Source organism: Pseudomonas sp. MWU15-20650, assembly GCF_023242475.1.
Taxonomy (GTDB): Bacteria; Pseudomonadota; Gammaproteobacteria; order Pseudomonadales; family Pseudomonadaceae; genus Aquipseudomonas.
In genome coordinates, this window is record NZ_JALJFG010000004.1 from 1 (window position 1) to 24,274 (window position 24,274).

General features: G+C 61.9%; 23 protein-coding genes. 17 read left to right on the forward strand and 6 right to left on the reverse strand.

Going from position 1 to position 24,274, the window contains the following annotated elements; translation table 11 throughout:
* Positions 1-160: 160 nt before the first annotated feature.
* Positions 161-649: a Bkd operon transcriptional regulator BkdR gene (gene bkdR, locus M5B43_RS05150; protein ID WP_248749081.1), complete on the reverse strand. Its 489-nt coding sequence runs from the start codon at positions 647-649 to the stop codon at positions 161-163.
* Positions 650-844: 195 nt separating this feature from the next.
* On the opposite strand from bkdR, the gene M5B43_RS05155 reads away from it, so the two are divergent.
* From M5B43_RS05155 to M5B43_RS05180, 6 genes are all read left to right on the forward strand, one after another.
* Positions 845-2,080 carry a 3-methyl-2-oxobutanoate dehydrogenase (2-methylpropanoyl-transferring) subunit alpha gene (locus M5B43_RS05155; RefSeq protein WP_248749082.1) on the forward strand — a complete coding sequence of 412 codons (1,236 nt, stop codon included), beginning with the start codon at positions 845-847 and terminating at the stop codon, positions 2,078-2,080.
* Between the two features lies 1 nt (position 2,081).
* On the forward strand, positions 2,082-3,140 hold the full coding sequence (locus M5B43_RS05160; protein ID WP_248749083.1) for an alpha-ketoacid dehydrogenase subunit beta: 1,059 nt from the start codon (positions 2,082-2,084) through the stop codon (positions 3,138-3,140).
* On the forward strand, positions 3,141-4,403 hold the full coding sequence (locus M5B43_RS05165) for a dihydrolipoamide acetyltransferase family protein (protein WP_248749084.1): 1,263 nt from the start codon (positions 3,141-3,143) through the stop codon (positions 4,401-4,403). It abuts the gene before it with no gap.
* Between the two features lie 4 nt (positions 4,404-4,407).
* Positions 4,408-5,787, forward strand: a complete 1,380-nt coding sequence (gene lpdA, locus M5B43_RS05170; RefSeq protein ID WP_248749085.1) for a dihydrolipoyl dehydrogenase — start codon at positions 4,408-4,410, stop codon at positions 5,785-5,787.
* A 194-nt stretch (positions 5,788-5,981) separates the two neighbouring features.
* Positions 5,982-7,001, forward strand: coding sequence for a branched-chain amino acid aminotransferase (locus M5B43_RS05175; protein ID WP_248749086.1), 1,020 nt, complete (start codon positions 5,982-5,984; stop codon positions 6,999-7,001).
* Positions 7,002-7,173: 172 nt separating this feature from the next.
* The gene (locus M5B43_RS05180) at positions 7,174-7,452 is read left to right on the forward strand and encodes a hypothetical protein (protein WP_248749087.1); all 279 of its coding nucleotides are present in this window, start codon (positions 7,174-7,176) and stop codon (positions 7,450-7,452) included.
* A 40-nt stretch (positions 7,453-7,492) separates the two neighbouring features.
* On the opposite strand, the gene M5B43_RS05185 is transcribed toward M5B43_RS05180, so the two are convergent.
* A complete protein-coding gene (locus tag M5B43_RS05185; protein ID WP_248749088.1) occupies positions 7,493-8,380 on the reverse strand; it encodes a GNAT family acetyltransferase in 888 nt (295 codons plus the stop codon).
* Between the two features lie 283 nt (positions 8,381-8,663).
* Here M5B43_RS05185 and M5B43_RS05190 point away from each other — a divergent pair, with 283 nt between their 5' ends.
* The 7 genes from M5B43_RS05190 (at position 8,664) to M5B43_RS05220 (ending at position 14,500) form a co-directional block, all read left to right on the forward strand.
* Positions 8,664-9,590, forward strand: a complete 927-nt coding sequence (locus M5B43_RS05190) for a citrulline utilization hydrolase CtlX (protein ID WP_248749089.1) — start codon at positions 8,664-8,666, stop codon at positions 9,588-9,590.
* An 11-nt stretch (positions 9,591-9,601) separates the two neighbouring features.
* Entirely contained in the window at positions 9,602-10,648 is a 1,047-nt protein-coding gene (locus tag M5B43_RS05195) for an ornithine cyclodeaminase (RefSeq protein ID WP_248749090.1), read from the forward strand.
* A gap of 255 nt (positions 10,649-10,903) precedes the next feature.
* Positions 10,904-11,683 carry an ABC transporter substrate-binding protein gene (locus M5B43_RS05200; RefSeq protein ID WP_248749091.1) on the forward strand — a complete coding sequence of 260 codons (780 nt, stop codon included), beginning with the start codon at positions 10,904-10,906 and terminating at the stop codon, positions 11,681-11,683.
* A gap of 69 nt (positions 11,684-11,752) precedes the next feature.
* Positions 11,753-12,454, forward strand: coding sequence for an ABC transporter permease (locus M5B43_RS05205; RefSeq protein ID WP_248749092.1), 702 nt, complete (start codon positions 11,753-11,755; stop codon positions 12,452-12,454).
* Positions 12,451-13,164 carry an ABC transporter permease gene (locus M5B43_RS05210; protein ID WP_248749093.1) on the forward strand — a complete coding sequence of 238 codons (714 nt, stop codon included), beginning with the start codon at positions 12,451-12,453 and terminating at the stop codon, positions 13,162-13,164. Before M5B43_RS05205 ends, M5B43_RS05210 begins: the two co-directional genes overlap by 4 nt.
* 3 nt (positions 13,165-13,167) lie before the next feature.
* Complete coding sequence (locus M5B43_RS05215; protein WP_283099377.1) at positions 13,168-13,998, forward strand: ATP-binding cassette domain-containing protein; 831 nt, start codon at positions 13,168-13,170, stop codon at positions 13,996-13,998.
* A 4-nt stretch (positions 13,999-14,002) separates the two neighbouring features.
* A complete protein-coding gene (locus tag M5B43_RS05220; RefSeq protein WP_003192319.1) occupies positions 14,003-14,500 on the forward strand; it encodes an Lrp/AsnC family transcriptional regulator in 498 nt (165 codons plus the stop codon).
* Positions 14,501-14,516: 16 nt separating this feature from the next.
* On the opposite strand, the gene M5B43_RS05225 is transcribed toward M5B43_RS05220, so the two are convergent.
* From M5B43_RS05225 to M5B43_RS05240, 4 genes are all read right to left on the reverse strand, one after another.
* Positions 14,517-15,350: a TIGR03915 family putative DNA repair protein gene (locus M5B43_RS05225; protein WP_248749094.1), complete on the reverse strand. Its 834-nt coding sequence runs from the start codon at positions 15,348-15,350 to the stop codon at positions 14,517-14,519.
* On the reverse strand, positions 15,347-16,567 hold the full coding sequence (locus M5B43_RS05230) for a putative DNA modification/repair radical SAM protein (protein ID WP_248749095.1): 1,221 nt from the start codon (positions 16,565-16,567) through the stop codon (positions 15,347-15,349). The genes M5B43_RS05225 and M5B43_RS05230 overlap by 4 nt, the downstream gene beginning before the upstream one ends.
* 78 nt (positions 16,568-16,645) lie before the next feature.
* The gene (locus M5B43_RS05235; protein WP_248749096.1) at positions 16,646-17,983 is read right to left on the reverse strand and encodes a SidA/IucD/PvdA family monooxygenase; all 1,338 of its coding nucleotides are present in this window, start codon (positions 17,981-17,983) and stop codon (positions 16,646-16,648) included.
* A 128-nt stretch (positions 17,984-18,111) separates the two neighbouring features.
* On the reverse strand, positions 18,112-18,585 hold the full coding sequence (locus M5B43_RS05240; protein WP_283099378.1) for a sigma-70 family RNA polymerase sigma factor: 474 nt from the start codon (positions 18,583-18,585) through the stop codon (positions 18,112-18,114).
* A 259-nt stretch (positions 18,586-18,844) separates the two neighbouring features.
* On the opposite strand from M5B43_RS05240, the gene M5B43_RS05245 reads away from it, so the two are divergent.
* The 4 genes from M5B43_RS05245 (at position 18,845) to M5B43_RS05260 (ending at position 24,257) form a co-directional block, all read left to right on the forward strand.
* A complete protein-coding gene (locus tag M5B43_RS05245; protein WP_248749098.1) occupies positions 18,845-20,017 on the forward strand; it encodes an efflux RND transporter periplasmic adaptor subunit in 1,173 nt (390 codons plus the stop codon).
* On the forward strand, positions 20,007-21,989 hold the full coding sequence (locus tag M5B43_RS05250) for a MacB family efflux pump subunit (RefSeq protein WP_248749099.1): 1,983 nt from the start codon (positions 20,007-20,009) through the stop codon (positions 21,987-21,989). Before M5B43_RS05245 ends, M5B43_RS05250 begins: the two co-directional genes overlap by 11 nt.
* Positions 21,982-23,397: an efflux transporter outer membrane subunit gene (locus M5B43_RS05255; RefSeq protein WP_248749100.1), complete on the forward strand. Its 1,416-nt coding sequence runs from the start codon at positions 21,982-21,984 to the stop codon at positions 23,395-23,397. Before M5B43_RS05250 ends, M5B43_RS05255 begins: the two co-directional genes overlap by 8 nt.
* Positions 23,398-23,501: 104 nt before the next feature.
* The gene (locus M5B43_RS05260; RefSeq protein ID WP_248749101.1) at positions 23,502-24,257 is read left to right on the forward strand and encodes an alpha/beta fold hydrolase; all 756 of its coding nucleotides are present in this window, start codon (positions 23,502-23,504) and stop codon (positions 24,255-24,257) included.
* Positions 24,258-24,274 lie beyond the last annotated feature (17 nt).

Here is a 24,274-nt window from a genome sequence, read left to right on the forward strand (position 1 = left end):
GTCAGGTAGATATGGGTCGGCTGGCAGGCCGTCTTCGCAGGCAAGCCAGCTCCCACAGTTGGATCGTGGGGTGTCAGGTAGATTGGCGTCGGCTGGCAGGCCGTCATCGCAGCGATGCGGCGACCCGACAAGCCAGCTCCACACTGGGTCCTGTGTTGAATCAGGAACCGAGGCTGATGCCGTTGGCCGGCAATGGCAATGCGGTTTTGTAGCGCACTTGCTTCAGGGCAAAGCTGGAACGAATGTTCGCCACCCCCGGCACCTTGGTCAAAAAGTCCATCATGAAGCGTTCCAGCGACTGGATCGTCGGCACCAGCACGCGGATCAAATAATCCGGGTCGCCCGCCATCAGGTAGCACTCCATCACCTCGGGCCGGTTGGAAATCGCCCCCTCGAACTGTTGCAACGCCAGTTCATTCTGCTTCTCCAGGCTGACATGAATAAACACGTTCACGTGCAGCCCCAGCAAATCGGCGTCCAACAGCGTGACCTGGTCGCGAATCAGGCCCAGTTCTTCCATCGCTTTTACCCGGTTGAAACACGGCGTGGGCGACAGGTTGACCGAGCGGGCCAGGTCGGCGTTGGTGATGCGGGCGTTCTCCTGCAGGGCGTTGAGAATGCCGATGTCGGTACGGTCCAGTTTGCGCATGAGACAAAATCACCTGTTTATTATGTTTATGCAGTTTTTTTATCCGCAAATGGTCGTGAGCGCAATGAAACAGAGATAAATATTCTTCTACGCCCCGCCTATAATTGTTGTAGGACAAGATTTCTTCTACCCGAAGACTGACTGTCAGCTAGCGCGCCCACTACAAGAAATTCACAAGATAGAGCGTAGAAAGCCATGACCCAGCAGTACGAACCGCTGCGCCTGCACGTTCCCGAACCCTCGGGCCGCCCAGGCTGCAAGACCGACTTCACCTACCTGCGCCTGACCGACGCCGGCCTGGTGCGCAAACCCGCCATCGACGTAGAACCCGCCGACACCGCCGACCTGGCCAAGGGCCTGATTCGCGTGCTCGACGACCAGGGCCAGGCGCTCGGTCCGTGGGCTGAAGGCGTCTCTTCCGAGATCATGCGCCGCGGCATGCGCGCCATGCTCAAGACGCGCATCTTCGACAACCGCATGGTGGTCGCCCAGCGTCAGAAAAAAATGTCGTTCTATATGCAAAGCCTCGGCGAAGAAGCCATCGGCAGCGCCCAGGCCCTGGCCTTGAACATCGACGACATGTGCTTCCCCACCTACCGCCAGCAAAGCATCCTGATGGCCCGCGATGTGCCGCTGGTGGACCTGATCTGCCAACTGCTGTCCAACGAGCGCGACCCGCTCAAAGGTCGCCAGTTGCCGATCATGTACTCGGTCAAGGACGCGGGTTTCTTCACTATTTCCGGCAACCTCGCCACCCAATTCGTACAAGGTGTGGGCTGGGGCATGGCCTCGGCAATCAAGGGTGATACCAAGATCGCCTCTGCCTGGATCGGCGACGGCGCCACGGCCGAATCGGACTTCCACACCGCCCTCACCTTTGCCCACGTGTACCGTGCGCCGGTGATCCTCAACGTGGTCAACAACCAGTGGGCGATCTCCACCTTCCAGGCCATCGCCGGGGGTGAAGCCACCACCTTCGCCGGACGCGGCGTCGGTTGCGGCATCGCTTCTCTGCGCGTGGACGGCAACGACTTTATCGCGGTGTACGCCGCCTCCGCCTGGGCGGCCGAGCGTGCGCGGCGCAACCTCGGTCCCACCCTGATCGAATGGGTCACCTACCGCGCCGGCCCGCACTCCACTTCGGATGATCCGTCCAAGTACCGCCCCGCCGACGACTGGAGCCACTTCCCCCTGGGCGACCCGATCGCGCGCCTCAAGCAGCACCTGATCAAGATTGGCCAGTGGTCCGAAGAGGAACACGCAGCGGTCAGCGCCGAACTGGAAGCCGAAGTGGTCAAGGCGCAGAAAGAAGCCGAACAGTACGGCACCCTCGCCGGTGGCCAGATCCCAAGCGCCGCGACCATGTTCGAGGACGTCTATAAAGAGATGCCGGAGCACTTGAAGCGCCAGCGCCAAGAGTTGGGGGTTTGACATGAACGATCATAACAACAGCATCGAACTGGAAACCGCCATGACCACCACCACCATGACCATGATCCAGGCCCTGCGCTCGGCCATGGATGTGATGCTTGAACGTGACGACAACGTGGTGGTGTTCGGCCAGGACGTCGGTTACTTCGGCGGCGTGTTCCGTTGCACCGAAGGCTTGCAAAGCAAGTACGGCAGCTCGCGGGTGTTCGACGCGCCGATTTCCGAAAGCGGCATTGTGGGCGTGGCGGTGGGCATGGGTGCCTATGGCTTGCGCCCGGTCGCCGAAATCCAGTTTGCCGACTACGTCTACCCGGCCACCGACCAGATCATCTCCGAAGCGGCACGCCTGCGTTATCGCTCGGCCGGGCAGTTCACCGCACCGCTGACCATGCGCATGCCATGTGGTGGTGGCATCTACGGCGGTCAGACCCACAGCCAGAGTATCGAAGCGGTCTTCACCCAGGTCTGCGGCCTGCGCACGGTGATGCCGTCCAACCCCTATGACGCCAAGGGCCTGTTGATCGCCTCCATCGAGAACGATGACCCGGTGATCTTCCTCGAGCCCAAGCGCCTGTACAACGGCCCGTTCGATGGGCACCACGACCGCCCTGTCACGCCGTGGTCGAAACACCCGCAAGCACAAGTACCGGACGGCTACTACACCGTACCGCTGGATGTGGCCGCCATTGTGCGCCCAGGCTCGGCCGTCACCGTGTTGACCTACGGCACCACCGTGTATGTGTCGCAAGTCGCCGCCGAAGAAACCGGCATCGACGCCGAGGTCATCGACCTGCGCAGCCTCTGGCCGCTGGACCTGGAAACCATCGTCAAGTCAGTGAAAAAGACCGGCCGTTGCGTGGTCGTGCATGAAGCCACCCGCACCTGCGGTTTTGGTGCCGAGCTGGTGGCGCTGGTGCAAGAGCATTGCTTCCACCACCTGGAAGCGCCGATCGAACGCGTCACCGGTTGGGACACCCCCTACCCGCACGCGCAAGAGTGGGCGTATTTCCCAGGGCCGTCCCGCGTGGGCGCGGCGTTGAAACGGGTCATGGAGGTCTGAATGGGCACGCACGTTATCAAGATGCCGGACATTGGCGAAGGCATCGCGGAAGTTGAATTGTCAGTCTGGCATGTGAAGGTGGGCGACCTGGTGGTTGAAGACCAGGTGCTGGCGGATGTGATGACCGACAAGGCGATGGTGGATATTCCCTCGCCGGTCCACGGCAAGGTGATTTCCCTCGGCGGCGAGCCGGGTGAAGTCATGGCGGTGGGCAGTATTTTGATCAGTATTGAAGTGGAAGGTGCAGGCAATATCAAGGATGTGCCGGTGGTTACCGAACCGGTGAAGGCCGCGCCTGTGGCCGACGCCAAACCGGTGCCGGTGCCGGTAGAAAGCAAACCCGCACCCGCCGTGAAGGCGCCGCAAGCGCCGCTCGCCCGCGAAGCCGGCGAGCGCCCATTGGCCTCCCCCGCCGTGCGCAAACACGCCCTGGATGCCGGGATTCAACTGCGCCTGGTCCAGGGTTCTGGCCCGGCGGGCCGGATTCTGCACGAAGACCTGGAGGCTTACTTGCGCCAGGGTTCGGCAAAACCTGCCAGCACAGCCAACCCTTACGCCGAACGCAACGACGAACACCAGATTCCGGTGATCGGCATGCGCCGCAAGATCGCCCAGCGCATGCAGGACGCCACCCGGCGCGCCGCGCATTTCAGCTATGTGGAAGAAATCGACGTCACTGCCCTCGACGAACTGCGTGTGCACCTCAATGAGAAGCACGGCGCCACACGCGGCAAGCTGACCCTGTTGCCGTTCATCGTGCGTGCCATGGTCGTGGCGTTGCGCGAGTTCCCGCAGATCAACGCGCGCTACGACGACGAAGCCCAGGTCATCACCCGCCTCGGCGCGGTGCATGTGGGCGTCGCCACCCAGAGCGACATCGGCCTGATGGTGCCGGTGGTACGTCACGCCGAAGCACGCAGCCTGTGGGGCAATGCCGAGGAAATCGCCCGTCTGGCCACTGCTGCACGCAATGGCAAGGCCAGCCGTGACGAGCTGTCGGGCTCGACCATTACGTTGACCAGCCTGGGCGCCTTGGGCGGCATCGTCAGTACACCGGTGCTGAACTTGCCGGAGGTGGCCATCGTGGGCGTCAACCGCATCGTTGAACGGCCGATGGTGATCAAGGGCCAGATCGTGGTGCGCAAGATGATGAACCTCTCCAGCTCGTTCGACCACCGCGTGGTCGATGGCATGGACGCGGCGCAATTCATCCAGGCCATTCGCGGCCTGCTCGAACAACCCGCCAGCCTGTTCCTGGAGTAAGGGCATGACTCAGACATTGCATACCACGCTGCTGATTATCGGCGGCGGCCCTGGCGGTTATGTCGCGGCGATTCGCGCCGGCCAGCTGGGCATCCCGACCCTTTTGGTGGAAGGCCAGGCGTTGGGCGGCACCTGCCTGAACATCGGCTGTATTCCGTCCAAGGCGTTGATCCATGTGGCCGAACAGTTCCAGCAAACCGTGCACCACAGCCAGGGTTCCCAACTGGGGATCGAGGTCGACGTGCCCACCCTGGACATCCGCAAAAGCGTGGAATGGAAAGACGGCATCGTCGATCGCCTGACCACGGGCGTCGCCGCGCTGCTGAAGAAACACAAAGTGCAGGTGATCCACGGCTGGGCCAAGGTCGTGGACGGCAAGACCGTCGACGTCGGCGGCCAGCGCATCCAGTGCGAACACCTGCTGCTGGCCACCGGTTCGAAAAGCGTCAACTTGCCGATGCTGCCGATTGGCGGGCCGATCATCTCCTCCACCGAAGCCTTGGCCCCGACGCGGGTGCCCAAGCGCCTGATCGTGGTGGGCGGTGGTTATATCGGCCTGGAACTGGGCATTGCCTACCGCAAGCTGGGCGCCGAGGTCAGCGTGGTCGAGGCACAGGCGCATATCCTGCCCGCCTACGACGCCGAGCTGACGCTACCGGTGGCTGAATCCCTGAAGAAGCTGGGGGTCAAGCTTTACCTCAAGCACAGTGTCACCGGCTTTGAACACAACAGCCTGCAAGTACGTGACCCGAATGGCGACACCTTGTCGCTTGAAACGGATCAGGTACTGGTGGCGGTGGGTCGCAAACCCAATACCCAGGGCTGGAACCTCGAAGCCTTGAACCTGGAGATGAACGGCGCGGCGATCAAGATCGACAACCGCTGCCAGACCAGCATGCGCAATGTGTATGCCATTGGCGACCTCAGCGGCGAGCCGATGCTGGCGCACCGCGCCATGGCCCAGGGCGAGATGGTGGCCGAACTGATCAGCGGCAAACACCGTGAATTCAACCCGGCGGCGATCCCGGCCGTGTGCTTTACCGACCCGGAACTGGTCGTGGTCGGCAAGACGCCGGACGAAGCCAAGGCCGCCGGCCTGGACTGCATCGTGTCGAGCTTTCCGTTCGCCGCCAATGGCCGGGCCATGACCCTGGAGTCCAAAGCCGGCTTCGTGCGGGTAGTGGCGCGGCGTGACAATCACCTGATTGTGGGCTGGCAAGCGGTGGGGGCTGGAGTGTCCGAGCTCTCCACCGCCTTTGGCCTGAGCCTGGAAATGGGGGCACGCCTGGAAGATGTGGCCGGCACCATCCACGCCCACCCGACCCTGGGTGAAGCGGTGCAGGAAGCGGCGTTGCGGGCATTGGGCCACGCGCTGCACCTGTAAATAACACAACATTTGCAGGCGCGAGCTTGCTCGCGAAAATCGCCAACGATAACGCGGTCAGCCAGATTAAACGCGGCGCCCTTGCGTTCTTCGCGAGCAAGCTCGCTCCACAGGGGATGCGAACGGGCCAGCGAATGAAGTATTGTTGCGCCCATCCAGAAAAAAAACCGACTTGACCAGAGATAGAGGGTGTCATGGGTAACGAAAGCATCAATTGGGACAAGCTGGGTTTTGACTACATCAAGACCGACAAGCGGTTTCTCCAAGTCTGGAAAAACGGCGAATGGCAAGCAGGCACCCTGACCGACGACAACGTACTGCACATCAGTGAGGGCTCCACGGCCCTGCACTATGGCCAGCAGTGCTTTGAAGGGATGAAGGCCTATCGCTGCAAGGACGGCTCGATCAACCTGTTCCGCCCGGACCAGAATGCCGCGCGCATGCAGCGCAGCTGCGCGCGCCTGCTGATGCCGCATGTGCCGACCGACGTGTTCATCGACGCCTGCAAACAAGTGGTCAAGGCCAACGAGCGGTTCATCCCGCCGTACGGCAGCGGCGGTGCGCTGTACCTGCGCCCGTTCGTGATCGGCACCGGTGACAACCTCGGCGTGCGTACCGCGCCGGAGTTCATCTTCTCGGTGTTCGCGATCCCGGTCGGTGCCTACTTCAAAGGCGGCCTGGTGCCGCACAACTTCCAGATCTCCACCTTCGACCGCGCCGCGCCGCAAGGCACCGGTGCCGCTAAAGTGGGTGGCAACTACGCCGCCAGCCTGATGCCGGGTGCCGAAGCGAAAAAAGCCGGTTTCGCCGATGCGATCTACCTGGACCCGATAACCCATTCGAAAATCGAAGAAGTCGGCTCGGCCAACTTCTTCGGGATCACCCACGACAACAAGTTCATCACGCCGAAGTCGCCTTCGGTGCTGCCAGGCATCACCCGCCTGTCGCTGATCGAACTGGCCCAGACCCGCCTGGGCCTGGAAGTGGTCGAGGGCGAAGTGTTCATCGACAAGCTGGATCAGTTCAAGGAAGCCGGTGCCTGCGGTACCGCAGCGGTGATTTCGCCGATCGGCGGCATCCAGTACAACGGCAAACTGCATGTGTTCCATAGCGAGACCGAAGTCGGCCCGATCACCCAGAAGCTTTACAAAGAGCTGACCGGTGTACAGACCGGCGACGTCGAAGCGCCAGCGGGTTGGATCGTCAAGGTTTGAAAATGATCTGAACCTGCCATTTCAGAAAAGGCCCATTCACCGCTGTCGGTGAATGGGCCTTTTTTGTGCTGTGGAACACTGGATGTGCAATCACCTGTGAAGGTTGACAGTAGACAGTAAAAATCGGCGCGCCTAACTTAGGCCTCTCTTTTAAACCCGGCAGGAGCCCACCATGGCGATCTATGAATTACGTGTTTCAGCAGAGGATTTCGAAAACGACGGCAGTAAAGAAATCGTGATGGAAACTTACATTAACAACAAGCTCAATTGGGCAGTTTACGCGTCGTCCAGCAAGCACAACGGCGTTTACGATACCGCCTCGGCACCTGATGACGTCGACGGCGATGGAGACTACGATGACGATGACAAGGCGCATTACCTCAATGTCGCCAACGCTTTCGCCAAAATGACAGCCTATGCCATAAAGAGACGAAAAAAAGCGAAGACGTAAAGGTCACCCGCCATGACCAGGTTGCCGTCGGTCATGCGCCTCAACCATCAATATTCTCCGTGATCCTCTTCCCCATACTGATCCTCGGCTCCACCCCATACCCCAACGCCTCATAAAACCCCACCACCGCGTCATTGCCGCCGGTGATCTGCAGGTTGATCTTCATGCAGCCCAGCGCCGTCAACGCCTGTTCGGCATAGCGCACCAGCGACGAGCCCAAACCATGGCGACGATAGTCGGCATGCACCGCCACCGAATACAACCAGCCACGGTGCCCGTCATAACCTGCGAGGATGGTGCCGATCACGGTTTTCTTGTCGGTGGCGACGAAGAACAACCCATCATTGACCGCCAGTTTCTTATCAATCGCCAGGCTTGGCAGGTTGTGTGCCGTGTCATAGCCAAACGCCTGCTGCCATAGCTCGATCACCTGGGCACGGTGTTGACGGTCGCGATACGGCCCGATGGGGTGGCGGGACAACAGCGCCTTTTCCATCACCAACGTGCGCTCGTTGCCGTGGTACACGTCACGCACGCTATGAAAGCCTAGCTTGGCGTAGAAGGGTTGCGCCGTCAGCGAGGACGGTACGCTCAATACTGTCACGCCGGCTTCACGGGCCCGCAGTTCGATCTCGATCATCAATAATCGGCCAATGCCCTGCCCTTGCAGCGCTGGGTTGACGAACACTGAACGCACCACGTTGCCATCCAGTGCGGCCGTAGCGACGATCAGTTGATCCTGAGTCGCCACCAACACCACCCGCCGCTGGAGTAAAGCCAATACCGCGTCGGGGGTGAAGTTGCTGGCAACCCGCGCAATCACATCCGCTGGGTAATCCCGCGCGTTGCTGCTGTGCAGCGCAGTCAGGATGACTTGGCTGATGCCGTCGGCATCGGCTGCCTGAGCAAGACGGACAACGGTAGACATGACTCCTCCTGGCTGACACGACTATGACAAACACCACAATACCAATGTGGGAGCGGGCTTGCTCGCGAATGCGGAGTGTCAGTCACCAGATTCAGTGCAGACAGACCGCATTCGCGAGCAAGCCCGCTCCCACATTTGTCCACATTTCAATCCAGCAGCCGATTCGGCTGCGCCACTCCCCTTTTCAGCTTTCCCGGCTGAGCCTCCCCGCTGTTTCAGCCGGGATCCTTTCCCCACAACGCACACAATAGCGGCACAAGATCCCCAACGGACCCGTGCTCCCATGCAAACCACCAACACCGTCCTGATGATCCGCCCGGCGCGCTTTGCCTTCAACCCGGACACCGCGATCAACAACCGTTTCCAACGCCCGCCGCTGGACCCGCTCAGCGCACAGCACAAAGCGCTGGAGGAGTTCGACGGTTATGTCGAGACCCTGCGCCAGCACGGCGTGGAGGTGCTGGTGGTGCAGGACACGCCGGCGCCCCACACCCCCGACTCGATCTTCCCTAACAACTGGTGGAGCAGCCACGCCGATGGCAGCCTGGTGCTCTACCCCATGGAAGGCCAGAACCGCCGACTGGAGCGCAACAAGGGCGTGCTGCAAGTCTTGGAGCAACGCTTTGCGATCAACGCCACCATCGACCTCAGCCATCTGGAACAACAGAACATCTTCCTGGAAGGCACCGGCAGCATGGTGCTAGACCGCCAGCACCGCATCAGCTACGCCTGCCATTCGGGGCGCACCCACCACGCGGCCCTGCGCCAGTTTGCCGAACGCCTGGACTACCAACTCTGCGTGTTCCACGCCCTGGACCGCCACCAGGCACCCATCTATCACAGCAACGTGATGATGAGCGTTGGCCGCGACCTCGCGGTGGTGTGCCTGCAAGCCCTGCCCGACGACAGCGAGCGCCTGGCCCTGGAACGCTCCCTGCGCGACACCGGCAAGGACATCCTCAGCCTGGACTTCGACCAGCTGGAAGCCTTCGCCGGCAACATGCTGGAGGTCCACGACCGTGACGGCCAGCCGTTGCTGGTGATGTCCGCCAGTGCCTGGGGCGCCCTGCATCCGGCGCAGCGCCAGCATGTGGAGCGCCATACGCGGCCGGTGGTGGTGAATATCGACAACATCGAACGCATCGGCGGCGGCAGCGCCCGCTGCATGCTGGCGGAAGTGCACCTGCCCGCCCGCCCCTCATTTCAATAAGGAGTCTTGCCATGACCCGCTATATCGACGTCAACGACCTCTGCTACCTGGTCTCGCAAAAGAGCCTGTCCACCTGCATCACCGAGATGGCCGAGTACATCCGCGCCGACTACCTGCGCTGGCAGGATTTCGAGAAATGCGCGCGCCTGGCCAACCATTCCCCGGATGGCGTGATCGAGCTGATGCCGGTGTCCGACGCCTCGCTGTACGCGTTCAAATACGTCAACGGCCACCCGAAAAACACCCAGGCCGGCATGCTCACGGTGATGGCTTTCGGTGCCTTGGGCGACGTCGACACCGGCAAGCCGGTACTGCTGGCGGAAATGACCCTGACCACTGCGATCCGCACCGCCGCCACCTCGGCCCTGGTCGCCCGTTACCTGGCCCGCGCCAACAGCCGCAGCATGGCGCTGATCGGCAATGGCTCCCAGAGTGAATTCCAGGCCCTGGCCTTCCACGCGATGCTGGGTATCAATGAAATCCGCCTGTTCGATATCGATGCTAAGGCCACCGCCAAGCTGGCGGCCAACCTCAAGGCATTCCCGGCGATCAAGGTCATCCTGGCCGCCAGCGTGGCCGACGCGGTAAGAGGCGCAGACATCGTCACCACCGTGACCGCCGACAAAGCCTACGCCACCATTCTGACTGACGACATGATCGAACCCGGCATGCACCTCAACGCCGTCGGCGGCGACTGCCCGGGCAAGACCGAACTGGACCGCCGTATCGTCGAACGCGCCCGCGTGATCGTCGAGTACGAACCGCAAAGCCGTATCGAAGGTGAAATCCAGCACATGCCGGAAGATTCGCCGGTGACCGAACTGTGGCAAGTGATCAACGGCCAGGCACCGGGCCGTGAAAACCCACGGCAGGTCACCCTGTTCGACTCCGTGGGTTTTGCCATCGAAGACTACTCGGCCCTGCGCTACGTACTGGACGTTGCCAAGGCGCTCGACGTCGGCAGCGAACTGGAACTGGTGCCGGACCTGGCCGACCCGAAAGACCTGTTTGCACGCCTGGCCTGCCAGCCGGCGGCACAGCAGAAAAAGCGCGCTTGAGACCGCTCTGGCCTGCCGCTTTGCGAGCATAGCAGGCCAGTTTCTCATCGGTAAAAAGCCGATTCAGCGGGCGCAACAGCCGATTCCGCTGCATTCAACGTTTTAACAGCGCAATTCGCGCTTTATGCACCGCGTAAACGACACAAAAAACGCACCATCATGAAGCATTCTGAGCCCGACCAAAGAGTCACACCCTGAATGCCAGCTGCACCCTTTTACGGCCCTGACATCAATTACAAAATATAGGGACTCCACATGACTCCACTGCGATCACTCTTCGCTGCGTTGCTGTTGCCACTGTGCGCCAGCGCCGCTCACGCCCAGGACTGGAAAGAAATCCGTTTTGGCGTGTTCCCCGAATATCCCCCCTTTGAGTCTGTGGCCGCCGACGGCAGCCTGCAGGGTTTCGACATCGAGCTGGGCAACGCGATCTGCGCCAAGCTCGATGTCAAATGCACCTGGGTGCACAACGAGTTCGACGGCATGATCCCGGCCCTGCGTGCGCGCAAGTTCGACGCGATCATGTCCTCCATGGCCGTGACGCCGGCTCGCGAGAAGGTCATCGACTTCAGCGACCGCCTGTTCCTCAGCCCCACCTCGGTCATCACGCGTAAAAACGCCGACTTCGGCGACACCCCGCAATCGTTGAAAGGCAAGCAAGTCGGTGTGCTGCAAGGCTCGCTGCAGGAAGCCTATGCCCGTGCGCACCTGGCCAAGCTTGGCGCGCAGATCAAGGCGTACCAGTCCCAGGAGCAGAACTACGCCGACCTGCAAAACGGCCGCCTTGACGCCACCCTGACCGACAAACTCGAAGCCCAGCTCAACTTCCTCTCCAAGCCTGAAGGCGCCGACTTCAAGACCGGCCCGGCGTTCAAGGACCCGACCTTGCCGCTGGATATCGCCATGGGCTTGCGCAAGAACGACCAGGCCCTGTGTGAGCTGATCAACAAGGGCATCGCCGCCGTCCAGGCCGATGGCACCTATGCCCAGATCCAGAAGAAGTACTTCGGCGATCAGGACATCTACAACGAGTAACCAAGCCAATGCCTGCCCTGTGGAAGCCGGTTTCCACAGGGATGTTGTGTGTCTTTTAGAGATCTCCCCATGAACGACCTCCTAAACTTGCAAGGCTACGGCCCGATGCTGGCCCAGGGTGCCTGGATGACGCTCAAGCTGGCATTCCTGGCCCTGGCGCTGAGCCTTGGCCTGGGCTTGATCGCCGCCGGTGCCAAACTCTCCAGCGCCACATGGCTGCGGGTGCCGGCCACGCTGTACACCACGCTGATCCGCAGCGTGCCGGACCTGGTGCTGATCCTGCTGATTTTCTACAGCCTGCAACTGTGGCTCAACGACCTGAGCGAAGTGTTCGGCTGGGACTACTTTGAAATCGACCCCTTCACCGCCGGGGTGATCACCTTGGGTTTTATCTACGGTGCGTATTTCACCGAAAACTTCCGTGGCGCGATCCTCAGCGTGCCGGCTGGCCAACTGGAAGCCGCAACTGCCTACGGCTTGAGCCGCTGGCAGCGTTTTCACCTGGTGCTGTTCCCGCAACTGATGCGTTTTGCCCTGCCGGGCCTGGGCAATAACTGGCTGGTGCTGCTCAAATCCACGGCCCTGGTGTCGATCATCGGCCTGTCGGACTTGGTCAAGGCCGCGCAAAACGCCGGCAAGACCACCCATGAGCCGCTCTATTTCCTGATCCTCGCGGGGTTGCTGTACCTGGTGATCACCACCCTGTCCAACCGCATCTTCAAGCGCCTCGAACGGCGCTATAACCTAGGCATCAAGGGGATGGCGCGATGATCGAACTGTTCCAGCAATACGGCCTGGCTTACCTGTTCAGCGATGGCGCGGGGTTATCCGGCGTCGCCATGACGCTGTGGTTGTTCATTATTTCGGTGGTGCTCGGCTTCGTCCTGTCGATTCCCCTGGCGTTGGCCCGGGTTTCGGAGCACTTCTGGCTGCGCTGGCCGGTGGAGCTCTACACCTACCTGTTTCGTGGCACGCCGCTGTATATCCAACTGCTGATTTGCTACACCGGGCTGTACAGCCTGGAGGTGGTGCAGGACAACGCCCTGCTCAACCAGTTTTTCCGCAATGCACTCAACTGTACCCTCCTGGCTTTTGTGCTCAACACTTGCGCCTACACCGTGGAAATCTTCGCCGGGGCGATCCGCAATATCCCCCATGGCGAAATCGAAGCGGCACGCGCCTATGGCCTGCACGGTTGGCGGCTGAACCTGTTTGTCGTGGTACCCGCTGCGCTGCGCCGTGCGTTGCCGGCCTACAGCAATGAAATGATCCTGATGCTGCACGCCACGTCACTGGCGTTCACCGCCACCGTCGCCGACATCCTCAAGGTAGCCCGCGACGCCAATGCCGAGACGTTCCTGACCTTCCAGGCTTTCGGGATCGCCGCCCTGCTCTATATGCTGCTGTCCTTTGCACTGGTGGGCCTGTTTCGACTGGCCGAACGTCGTTGGATGCGTTTTCTTGTTCCTACCCGAGGCTAACCCATGAATCAGTCCGCGCAGGCCCTGGCCGCCTATCCGATGGATGTACCCGTTGTCAAAACTGCAACGGCTGCCATTAAGCTTCAAGTCGAAGGCATCCATAAACGCTACGGCGAGCACGAAGTGCTCAAGGGTGTGTCCCTCAATGCACGCCAGGGCGATGTGATCAGCCTGATCGGCGCCAGCGGCTCGGGCAAAAGCACCCTGCTGCGCTGCATCAACTTTCTCGAACAGCCCGACGCCGGGGTGATTACCCTGGACGGTATCAGCATCGAAATGCAGCCCGGGCGTGCCGGTACCCGCGCGCCGCACCAGGCGCAATTGCAAAACCTGCGTACGCGCCTGGCCATGGTGTTCCAGCACTTCAACCTGTGGAGCCACATGACGGTGCTGGAAAACATCACCATGGCCCCGCGTCGCGTGCTGGACGTAAGCGCCGCCGAAGCGGAAAAACGCGCGCGCCTGTACTTGGACAAGGTCGGCCTGCCCAGCCGGGTAGCCGATCAATACCCGGCCTTTCTGTCCGGTGGCCAACAGCAGCGCGTGGCGATCGCACGGGCGCTGGCCATGGAGCCGGAAATTATTTTGTTCGATGAACCGACGTCAGCGCTGGACCCAGAGCTTGTAGGAGAAGTCCTCAAAGTCATACAGACGTTGGCTGAGGAAGGCCGTACCATGCTGATGGTCACCCACGAAATGGGCTTCGCCCGCCAGGTGTCCAGCCAAGTGCTGTTCTTGCATCAGGGCCGGGTCGAGGAACACGGCGGCGCCGAGATTCTCGACCACCCCAACAGCGAACGCTTGCAGCAATTTCTTTCCAACCGTTTGAAGTGAACTCATGGATACCAAGGCCAACGGACCCCATTCTTCCCCTACGCTGGACCGCATCGATGAGGCCATCATCGACGTGTTGCGGCACCAGGGGCGTATCACCTACGAAAAGCTTTCATCGCTGGTGCATCTCACGCCCAGGCCCTGCCTGGAACGGGTGCGCAAACTGGAGCGACGTGGGGTGATCCGCGGGTATGGGGCGATCATCGATGTGCAGATGGTCTCGCCAGGGCTGTCGCTGCTGGTGCTGGTGGCCTTGTCCAACCAGAGCGGACGCTCGGCGCAGAAAGCCTTCGAAGCCTGCGTCAAAGCCTGCCCGCAGGTGTTCGAATGCCAACTGATCAGCGGGCCGTTCGACTATAGCCTGCGTATGCGCTGCCGCGATATGGAGCATTACCGGGTGCTGACGGAGACCTGGTTGAACAATGATGAGTTGCATATTGATAAGTTGGTGGCGCATCCGGAGTTGGCGGTGGTGAAGAACACCGCGACCGAACTGGCCTGAACACCCTCCCACAGTTTCAAGCGTGCCCGCTTAAGATCTTCTTACCCGGGCGCGCCCCAACCAACTTCGCCTGCCCATCCTTCTGCTTGCCCGTGCGCGCCTCGCTGATCAACCCCGGGTTCAACTTGCCCTCCGGCAGGTTCTTCCAGAACCGGCTGGGCAGGTGCCCTTCCATCACCTTGGGGTTGAGCCTGGCCGGGTTGAAGATGTGGCTGTAGTAGGTCAGCCACATGGCGCTGTGGGGGTCTTCGACATTCTGCGCCAGTTGCTGCCAGGCCTCGGGGCACTCACGTTGATGAATCAACTGTTCACCGTCGTAATACACCCCGTCCAGCGGCGTGGCGATCATCCAGCGATGGCGGCCCATGCGCCCGATAAAGTGTCGGCTGGCTGACTTCAATATGTCATGGGCCGGCTCGTGCCAAGCCACGTACTCCGGCAGTCCAGGCCCCGCTTCTGCGGGCAGCGCAATAAACCGTACAAAGGCGTGCAGGTGATGGGCTTCGCGGCAGACCTGCTTGATGCGGCGTTGCAACTCGCTGCCCAGCTTGTCGCCCGCCAGCATTGCCGTGCGGTCGCCATGGCTGACCCGCCACAGCACCTCGTAAAGCAAACTCCAGCGTTGATCGCCGTGATAGCAAGCCGCCGATTCCAACAGTTCCAACAAAGCCTTGGGAATGCGCGCCTGAAACGGCCCGAGTGACTCCGGGATCGGCTCATCGGTGGCAAACAGGTCCGCCACTTCGGCCTCGCCCCAGCTCACCTGGCTGGGATCGACCTGGTGGCTGAGCAGCCAACGCGCCTGTTCGCGCCAGGTGCCGAACAGGTTGTGGCATTCCAGACTGATCATCCCCACAACCCCATCTGTTGCGGCTGCGGACGGTCGCGCAGTTGCTCGCGCAGCAGCACGCTGGTGCTGTCCGCCTGTTGCGGGTGGTAGTCGCAGGTGATGAAAAACGGCTTGGCCTTGGCCAGTACGCAGCGCATACGGGCCAGGTCTTCGAAGCGGATTTTGCGTTCGCGGCGCAGGTCCACCAGGCGTTGGGTGGTGCGCAGGCCAATGCCGGGGATGCGCGCGATCAGGGTCGGTTCGGCGCGATTGAGGTCCAGGGGGAACACCTCGCGATGCTCCAGGGCCCAGGCCAGCTTGGGGTCAATATCCAGGGCCAGGTGGCCGGGGCCTGCAAACAGTTCGTTGGCGCTGAAACCGTAGCTGCGCAACAGGAAATCCGCCTGGTACAAACGGTGTTCGCGCATCAGCGGCGGCGCCGCCAGGGGCACGCTTTTCGGGCTGTTGGGGATGGGGCTGAACGCCGAGTAATACACGCGGCGCAGCTTGAAGTTGCCATACAAGGCTTCGGCGCCGTGAAGGATGGTGCTGTCGTCGGTGTCATCGGCGCCGACAATCATCTGCGTACTCTGCCCGGCCGGGGCGAAACGTGGAGCGCGGGGTTCGTTGAACACCGTCTGTTCGCCGGTATAGATGGTCTGCATGGCCTGCTTGATCGAGCCGATCTGCTTCTCCGGCGCCAGGGTTTGCAAGCTGGCATCGGTGGGCAGTTCGATATTCACGCTCAGGCGATCGGCATACCGCCCGGCCTCGGCGATCAGTGCCGGGTCGGCTTCGGGGATGGTCTTGAGGTGGATGTAGCCGCGAAAGTCATGCTCTTCGCGCAGCAATTTCGCGACCTGGACCAACTGTTCCATGGTGTAGTCGGCCGAACGGATGATGCCGGAACTGAGGAACAACCCGCTGACGCAATTGCGCTTGTAGAAATCCAGGGTCAGGGTGACCACCTCTTGCGGGCTGAAACGCGCACGCGGCACATCGCTGGAACGGCGGTTGACGCAGTATTGGCAGTCATACAGGCAGAAGTTGGTAAGCAACACCTTGAGCAACGACACACAGCGGCCGTCGGGCGTATAGCTGTGGCAGATGCCCATGCCGTCGGTAGAGCCCAGCCCGGCCTTGCCCTCGGAGCTGCGCTTGGGCGCACCACTGCTGGCGCAGGAGGCGTCGTACTTGGCGGCGTCGGCAAGGATGCTGAGTTTTTCGATCAACTGCATGGAGGGCTACCGATACTGGTTTTTTATACAGTAACAATAGCCACACTTTGTCACAAGTACCGTCCTACAAGGGACAGATCAACTGGCAGTAGCCAGGAGCAAATCCTGCACCGACCGCCCCTTGCCCCGGCTACGGTCGTGTTCATACAACGACGCCGCAATCTCATCCGCCCGGATCGGCAATACCGACAGCAAGGTATCGCTCAAACCGTGGCTGGCCTGGCTGAACCCCTGGATATAGATGCCGGCGTTGCAACGCTCGTCGGTGACGATGCGGTAGTCGCGGGCCACTTCGAAGTCGCCCATATAGGCTTCCAGCGGTGCCAGTAATTCACGGTGCATCTGGCGCTCGTAGCCGGTGGCCAGGATCACCGCATCGTAATGGCTGACACTGGTTTCACCGTTGGCGTTGTTGCGCAGCACCAGCTCGATACCCAGCGAGCTGGCACTGGCTTTTTCGACCACCGTCAGGGTGCGCAAAGCCTGGCGGGCAACGCCGGAGACTTTCTGGCGATAGAAAATGCCGTAGATACGTTCGATCAAGTCCAGGTCCACCACCGAATAGTTGGTGTTCTGGTACTCGGCGACCAGGCGCTCGCGCTCGGCGCCGACTTGCTGGAACACCTGGTCGGTAAAGGCCGGCGAGAACACTTCGTTGACGAACGGGCTGTCATCGGCAGGCTTGAGCGCCGAGCCCCGCAAGATCATGTCGACCTGCACCGAGGGGAAGCTGTCATTGAGGTCGATAAACGCTTCGGCCGCACTCTGGCCACCGCCGATCACCGCAACGCGCATCGCCTTGCCGTCGACACACGGCTGCTGAGCCATGCGGGCCAGGTACTGGGAATGGTGGAACACCCGGCTATCGTCCTTGAGCGCCTTGAACGCCTCCGGTATCCGCGGGGTGCCACCGGCGCTGACCACCACCGAGCGCGTTGTACGCACGTGTTGCTCGCCCTGGGCATCCCGGGAGATCACGCGCAGGGCTTCGACCTGCTGTTGCTGCAGGATCGGCTCGATGGCCAGCACTTCCTCGCCATAGCGACCCAGGCCCTGGAACTGCCCTGCGACCCAGCGCAGGTAGTCGTTGTATTCCATGCGGCACGGGTAGAAGGTGCCCAGGTTGATGAAGTCCACCAGACGGTCGTGGGCCTTGAGGTAATTGACGAAGGAGTAAGGGCTGGTGGGGTTGCGCAGGGTCACCAGGTCCTTGAGAAAGGAAATCTGCAGTTCGCTCATGGCCACCAGGGTATTGCCATGCCAGCGGTAGTCGGCCTGCTTGTCGAGAAACAGCACATCCAGTTTGCCCTGGGCCTTTTCACGTTCCTGCAGGGCGATGGCCAGCGCCAGGTTCGAAGGGCCGAAACCGATCCCGATCAGGTCATGAACCGCGGGCGAAGCAATTGCCTGTGTCATTCCAGTGTCCTCTGGATAAGCCCCTTGGCGGTGGGGCGGGAATACCTTCATGGCCTGAACAACAGGCCGTGTGTTGATAGGAAACGAGGACAATGAAATAAAATTTAACGGCTAACGGATCAGGGGGCTTACCACTCACGCATACGCAGGCGGCAATGCTTCATGGCATTGACGATGTGTTTCTCCACCAGGCTGCGGGAAAGGTTCAGGCGCTCGGCGATTTGCAGGTGGGACAGGCCGTCAAGTTTGCGCAGCAGGAAGCTGTCGCGACACGCGGCCGGCAACTCAGCCAGGGCACGCTCGAGCATCTCCAGGCGCAGACCCTGATCATGGCGGGCGTGCGGCGAGCAGGTGGCGAAGCGCTCTTCGCTGTCCAGCACGTCCAGGGGCTCGACGTGACGCACGGCGTTACGCCGATGGCCATCGATGACCAGGTTCAACGCGGTGCGGTACAGAAACGCGCGAGGCTGTTCGATCGGTGTCTCACTGGAGCGCTCCAGCACCCGCACATAAGCGTCATGCACCACATCCTCGGCCACCTGACGGTTGCCCAGCTTGGCGTTAAGGAAACACACCAGCTCGCGATAGTAGTTTTCCAACATGACTCCTGACCCCATGGCCGTGACGTAACGATGCCCGCCCATCATGCAGGAGCGAGCCCATCGATGATGGCAGTTTGAGCATGTGCAATTTATAGTAATTCTCATCTACTGTTAAAGAAGTCTTGCATCAACGTCAGCATTTTTTCTTCCGCCGACCTGTTACCGCGTGTGTAACAACCTAAATCCCCGGGCATTTTTCTCGTTTACCTGTCAGCTCTGCGCAACTGCGCCCCCGATCTTTCCCGGCTGGAACCTAAGCATGAAACGCCCTCGACCTGCCCGACGCGCCCTGCTTGTTGTGGCGTGCCTGATCCTGCTCCTTGCACTGGCCGCCTGGTGGAACCTTGCGCCGGGCCGCGACACCCTGGCGACCGTCACCGTGACCCGCGGCGATATTGAAAACAGCGTGACCGCGCTGGGCACCCTGCAACCGCGTCGTTATGTGGATGTCGGCGCGCAGGCATCCGGGCAGGTCCAGAAGATCCACGTCGAGGCCGGTGACCAGGTCAAGGCAGGCCAGTTGCTGGTGGAAATCGACCCCTCGACGCAAAAAGCCAAGCTCGACGCCAGCCGTTACGCCATCGAAAACCTCAAGGCGCAGCTGCAAGAGCAGAAAGCCCAACATGCCTTGGCCCGTCAAAAGTACCAGCGTCAACAGCGCCTGAGCGCGGGTAACGCCACCCGTGAAGAAGACGTGCAAACCGCGAAGGCCGAGCTGAGCGCGACCCAGGCGCGGGTCGCTATGTTCCAGGCGCAAATCCTCCAGGCCCAGGCCAGTTTGCGCAGCGACGAGGCGGAACTGGGCTACACGCGGATCTACGCGCCAATGGCCGGTACCGTGGTGGCGGTGGATGCGCGAGTCGGCCAGACCCTCAACGCACAGCAACAAACCCCACTGATCCTGCGCATCGCCAAGCTGTCGCCGATGACGGTGTGGGCCGAGGTCTCCGAAGCCGACATTGGCCATGTCAAACCCGGCATGAGCGCCTACTTCACCACCTTGAGCGGCGGCAACCGGCGCTGGACCAGCACCGTGCGCCAGATCCTGCCGGTCCCGCCCAAGCCGCTCAATGAAACCAGCCAAGGCAGCGGCAGCCCCAGCAGTTCGAGCAAAAGCGGCAGCGGCCGCGTGGTGCTGTACACCGTGCTGCTGGACGTGGACAACGCCGATAACGCGCTGATGGCCGAAATGACCACCCAGGTGTTTTTCGTCGCCGGTCAAGTCAAGGACGCCCTGACCGTGCCCGTCGCCGCCCTGCAAGGCGCGCCCGGTGCGGATAGACACATCGCCCGAGTGGTGGCGAAAAACGGTGCCATCGAAGACCGTGAAGTACGCCTGGGTATCAGTGACCGCCTGCGTAGCGAGGTGCTGGGTGGCCTGAGCGAAGGCGAGCACCTGCTGATCGGCCCGGCCGATAGCAATGGGGGTTGAGTTGACCACGCCCCTGATCGAACTCAAGCATCTGCGCAAATCCTACGGTGGTGGCGACAGTCCGCAGGTCGACGTATTGCGCGGCATCGACCTGTCGATCCATGCCGGGGAATTCGTGGCCATCGTTGGCGCCTCTGGTTCCGGCAAGTCCACGCTGATGAATATCCTCGGTTGCCTCGACCGCCCGAGCGAGGGCGACTACCTGTTCGCCGGGGAAAACGTCGCCCACCTGAACAGCGACGAACTGGCCTGGCTGCGCCGTGAAGCCTTCGGATTTGTGTTCCAGGGCTACCACTTGATCCCGTCGGGTTCGGCCCAGGAAAATGTCGAGATGCCGGCGATTTATGCGGGCATCAGCGCCACCGAACGGCATGCCCGCGCCAACGCCCTGTTGACCCGCCTGGGCCTCGCCGAACGCACCGGCAACCGCCCGCACCAACTCTCCGGCGGCCAGCAGCAACGGGTGTCCATTGCCCGGGCACTGATGAACGGTGGCCACATCATCCTCGCCGACGAACCCACCGGCGCCCTCGACAGCCACAGCGGCGCCGAGGTGATGAGCTTGCTCGACGAACTGGCGAGCCAGGGCCACGTGGTCATCCTGATTACCCACGACCGCGAAGTGGCCGCACGGGCCAAGCGCATCATCGAGATTCGCGACGGCCTGGTCATCAGCGACGCGGCCGCAACCTGCGCCGTCGAGCCCGCGGTGACGGCCGGGGCCCTGCATGCCGTGGACCTGCGCCAGCGCCTGATCGATGGCGCCGAACACAACGGCGCCTGGAAGGCCGAGCTGCTCGATGCGATACGCGCCGCCTGGCGGGTGATGTGGATCAACCGCTTGCGCACCGCGCTGACGCTGCTGGGGATCATCATCGGCGTGGCCTCCGTGGTGGTGATGCTGGCCGTCGGCGAAGGCAGCAAGCGCCAGGTGATGACACAAATGGGCGCGTTCGGCTCCAACATCCTGTATGTCAGCGGCTCGTCGCCGAACCCACGCACGCCGCTGGGCATCATCACCCCCGAAGACGTGGCCGCCCTGGCCACCCTGCCGCAGGTGAAGCAGATCATGCCGGTCAACGGCGCCGACGCCGGCGTGCGCTTTGGCAACATCGACTACATGGCCTACGTGGGTGGCAATGACACCCACTTCCCGACGATCTTCAACTGGCCGGTGGTGCAAGGCAGCTACTTCACCGAAGCCGACGAACGCAACGCCGCCACCGTCGCGGTGATCGGTGCACGGGTGCGCGACAAGCTGTTCAAAGGCCAGGTCAACCCCATCGGCCAGTACATCTTGATCGAGAACGTGCCATTCCAGGTGGTAGGCGTGCTCCAGGAAAAAGGCTCCAGCTCGGGCAACAAGGACAGTGATGACCGCATTGCCATCCCCTACTCCGCCGCCAGCATTCGCCTGTTCGGCAGCTACAACCCGGAGTACGTGGTGATTGCCGCCGCCGATGCCACCCGCGTACGGGCCGCCGAACAGGCCATCGACCAGTTGCTCAAGCGCCTGCACCACGGCAAGGCGGACTATCACCTGACCAACAACGCCGCGATGATCCAGGCCGAAGCGCGAACCCAGAACACGCTGTCGCTGATGCTCGGCTCGATTGCCGCGATTTCCCTGCTGGTAGGTGGCATTGGCGTGATGAACATCATGTTGATGAGCGTGCGCGAACGCACCCGCGAAATCGGCATTCGCATGGCAACCGGGGCGCGTCAGCGCGACATCCTGCGCCAGTTCCTCACTGAGTCGGTGATGCTCTCGGTGGTCGGCGGCCTGTTCGGTATGGCCCTGGCGCTGCTGGTGGGCGGCGTACTGGTGCTGGCCGAGGTGGCCGTGCAGTTTTCCCTGGTGGCGGGGCTCGGCGCGTTTGGCTGTGCGCTGGTCACCGGTGTCGTATTCGGCTTTATGCCGGCCCGTAAAGCTGCCCGGCTTGATCCGGTTAAGGCGTTGACCCGTGAATAGACGATCCCTCCCGGCACACGTGTGCGTGCTCAGCCTGTGCGGGTTGCTCAATGCGTGCGTCGGCAACCCGCCTGCCTTCGACAGCGGCATCGCCCCGCCCACCGCTTGGCAATACGCCGAGCAGAATGGCGCCCAGGCGACCCACCAACAATGGTGGACGCAATTCGCCAGCCCGGCCCTCAACCGCCTGATCGACCAGGCGCGCCGGGACAGTTATGACGTGGCCGCCGCCATGGCACGGGTGCGTCAGGCTCAGGCCAGCGCCGTGATTGCCGGGGCGCCGTTATGGCCCCAGGTGACGCTCAACCTCACCGCCAGCCGCGAAAAGCTGCTGCATGGCGCCGGTCACTCATCACTGGATGCCACGCAAAGCAACAATACCATCGACAGCTTCGGCACCCACTTCACCGCCAGTTATGAAGTGGACTTCTGGGGCGGCCGCGCCGCCGCGCGAGACAGCGCGTTGCAGGCCCTGCGCGCCAGTGAGTTCGATCGCGCCACCGTGGAATTGACCCTGCTCGGCAACGTCGCCGACCACTACGCGCAGACCCTCGCCGCGCGCCAACGCGTGCAGATCGCCGAGCTGAACCTGACGAATGCGCAGAATGTGCTGAACCTGGTGCAAACCCGCTACGACGCCGGTTCCGCCACGGCCTTGGAACTGGCCCAACAGAAAAGCCTGGTGGCCAGCCAGCAACGGCAATTGCCGCTGATTCAACAATTGGCCGAGGCCTCCCGAATCACCCTCGCCGCCTTGCTCGGCCAGCCTGTGCAAGCGCTGGACCTGGGGGCCGAGCCCTTCCAGACCCTGACCTGGCCAAGCATTGGCCCTGGCGTGCCGAGCCAGTTATTGAGCCGCCGCCCCGACCTCGCCCAGGCCGAAGCACAGCTCGCCGCAGCCAGCGCCGACGTCACGGTGGCCCGTGCGGCCATGCTGCCCACCGTGACGCTGGGCGCGACCCTCGGCTCGGCGTCCGCCAAGGCCAAAGACCTGCTGCGCAGCCCGTTCTACACCCTGACCTCCGGCCTGGTGACGCCGATCTTCAACCATGGCCGTTTAAGCGCCGAGCGTGACAAGGCCCGCGCCCGTCAGGATGAACTGCTGCAAACCTACCGCGGGGCGATCATCAACGGTTTTGCCGATGTGGAAAAAGCCCTCAGCAGCATCACGCGCCTGGACGAGCAGCGCCACTGGCAAACCGAGGAACTGCAACAGGCCCAGGCCGCCTTCGAGATTGCGCAAAGCCGCTATCAGGCCGGCGCCGAAGACTGGCTCACCGTGCTGGAAACCCAGCGCACCTTGTACGCCGCCCAGGACTTGAATGTGCAACTGCGGCTAGCGCGCCTGCAAGCCAGCATTGCCCTGTACAAGGCACTGGGTGGCGGCTGGAACACCGGCATCCAATAAACAAAACTCCTGTTTCTTACACAAACTGTTTCCTAGCCCTACATTTTCTGACCCAAGGTCCTTGGTAAAAAAGCCGCCATCACACGGCTGCCCGGGACCTCATGATGAAACCCAGCGTTCTTGTAAAAAGCCTGGCGGGCATTGGCTGCTGGCTGATAGCACACCTGGTGCTGGCCGAACCCTTGATCGCGCCCACTGCAATTGACTGGCTGCTGGACTGCCCGCTCCCGCCGGTTGCACGACTCGACCCCGAGGTGCTTGAACGTACCCAATGTGGCTGGGTAATGGTGCCCCGTGACTATGCCGCCCCCGAGCGCGGTCGTGTACGCCTGACCCTGACACGCGTCGGCGCCCGCCAACCGCTCAGTCGCGAAGGCGTGGTGTTTATCCAGGCCGGCGAGCCGCCAAAAGCTCAAGGCTCCACCTTTGTCCTCCACTTGGTCAGCCGCTGGGAGTCCTTTGCCACCCCGGCATATCGCACACTCGTCGACCGATATGACGTGATCGAATTGAGCCCGCGCAACCTGAAGCAGGAAAACGGGATCGAACAAGCTGCGCGAGATATGGAGTTCGTGCGCGGCCAACTGGGCGACGCACACCTGAACTATCTGGGCAACGCCGAGGCCACCCGGCTTGGCAGCCGCTACGGCACACTGTTTCCCGAGCGCGTCGCGCGCATGGTGCTGATTAACGCCGAGCGCGACGAGCCCATCGCTACCGGCGTCGAGCAGTTACTGCTCAAGGCGTCGACCAGCACGTTGGCCGATGATTGCGTCAACCGTTGGCTGGGGGATTTTATGGTATACGGCAAGCAGCCACGGACGTCAGTGCGCTGCCTCGATCGCGGAGCATGGGAATGATGGCCGCATTACGAGCT

Coding starts and splice junctions, on each gene's coding strand:
- bkdR (WP_248749081.1), bottom strand. CDS start 649: ATGCGCAAACTGGACCGTACCGACATCGGCATTCTCAACGCCCTGCAG.
- M5B43_RS05155 (WP_248749082.1), top strand. CDS start 845: ATGACCCAGCAGTACGAACCGCTGCGCCTGCACGTTCCCGAACCCTCG.
- M5B43_RS05160 (WP_248749083.1), top strand. CDS start 2,082: ATGAACGATCATAACAACAGCATCGAACTGGAAACCGCCATGACCACC.
- M5B43_RS05165 (WP_248749084.1), top strand. CDS start 3,141: ATGGGCACGCACGTTATCAAGATGCCGGACATTGGCGAAGGCATCGCG.
- lpdA (WP_248749085.1), top strand. CDS start 4,408: ATGACTCAGACATTGCATACCACGCTGCTGATTATCGGCGGCGGCCCT.
- M5B43_RS05175 (WP_248749086.1), top strand. CDS start 5,982: ATGGGTAACGAAAGCATCAATTGGGACAAGCTGGGTTTTGACTACATC.
- M5B43_RS05180 (WP_248749087.1), top strand. CDS start 7,174: ATGGCGATCTATGAATTACGTGTTTCAGCAGAGGATTTCGAAAACGAC.
- M5B43_RS05185 (WP_248749088.1), bottom strand. CDS start 8,380: ATGTCTACCGTTGTCCGTCTTGCTCAGGCAGCCGATGCCGACGGCATC.
- M5B43_RS05190 (WP_248749089.1), top strand. CDS start 8,664: ATGCAAACCACCAACACCGTCCTGATGATCCGCCCGGCGCGCTTTGCC.
- M5B43_RS05195 (WP_248749090.1), top strand. CDS start 9,602: ATGACCCGCTATATCGACGTCAACGACCTCTGCTACCTGGTCTCGCAA.
- M5B43_RS05200 (WP_248749091.1), top strand. CDS start 10,904: ATGACTCCACTGCGATCACTCTTCGCTGCGTTGCTGTTGCCACTGTGC.
- M5B43_RS05205 (WP_248749092.1), top strand. CDS start 11,753: ATGAACGACCTCCTAAACTTGCAAGGCTACGGCCCGATGCTGGCCCAG.
- M5B43_RS05210 (WP_248749093.1), top strand. CDS start 12,451: ATGATCGAACTGTTCCAGCAATACGGCCTGGCTTACCTGTTCAGCGAT.
- M5B43_RS05215 (WP_283099377.1), top strand. CDS start 13,168: ATGAATCAGTCCGCGCAGGCCCTGGCCGCCTATCCGATGGATGTACCC.
- M5B43_RS05220 (WP_003192319.1), top strand. CDS start 14,003: ATGGATACCAAGGCCAACGGACCCCATTCTTCCCCTACGCTGGACCGC.
- M5B43_RS05225 (WP_248749094.1), bottom strand. CDS start 15,350: ATGATCAGTCTGGAATGCCACAACCTGTTCGGCACCTGGCGCGAACAG.
- M5B43_RS05230 (WP_248749095.1), bottom strand. CDS start 16,567: ATGCAGTTGATCGAAAAACTCAGCATCCTTGCCGACGCCGCCAAGTAC.
- M5B43_RS05235 (WP_248749096.1), bottom strand. CDS start 17,983: ATGACACAGGCAATTGCTTCGCCCGCGGTTCATGACCTGATCGGGATC.
- M5B43_RS05240 (WP_283099378.1), bottom strand. CDS start 18,585: ATGTTGGAAAACTACTATCGCGAGCTGGTGTGTTTCCTTAACGCCAAG.
- M5B43_RS05245 (WP_248749098.1), top strand. CDS start 18,845: ATGAAACGCCCTCGACCTGCCCGACGCGCCCTGCTTGTTGTGGCGTGC.
- M5B43_RS05250 (WP_248749099.1), top strand. CDS start 20,007: ATGGGGGTTGAGTTGACCACGCCCCTGATCGAACTCAAGCATCTGCGC.
- M5B43_RS05260 (WP_248749101.1), top strand. CDS start 23,502: ATGAAACCCAGCGTTCTTGTAAAAAGCCTGGCGGGCATTGGCTGCTGG.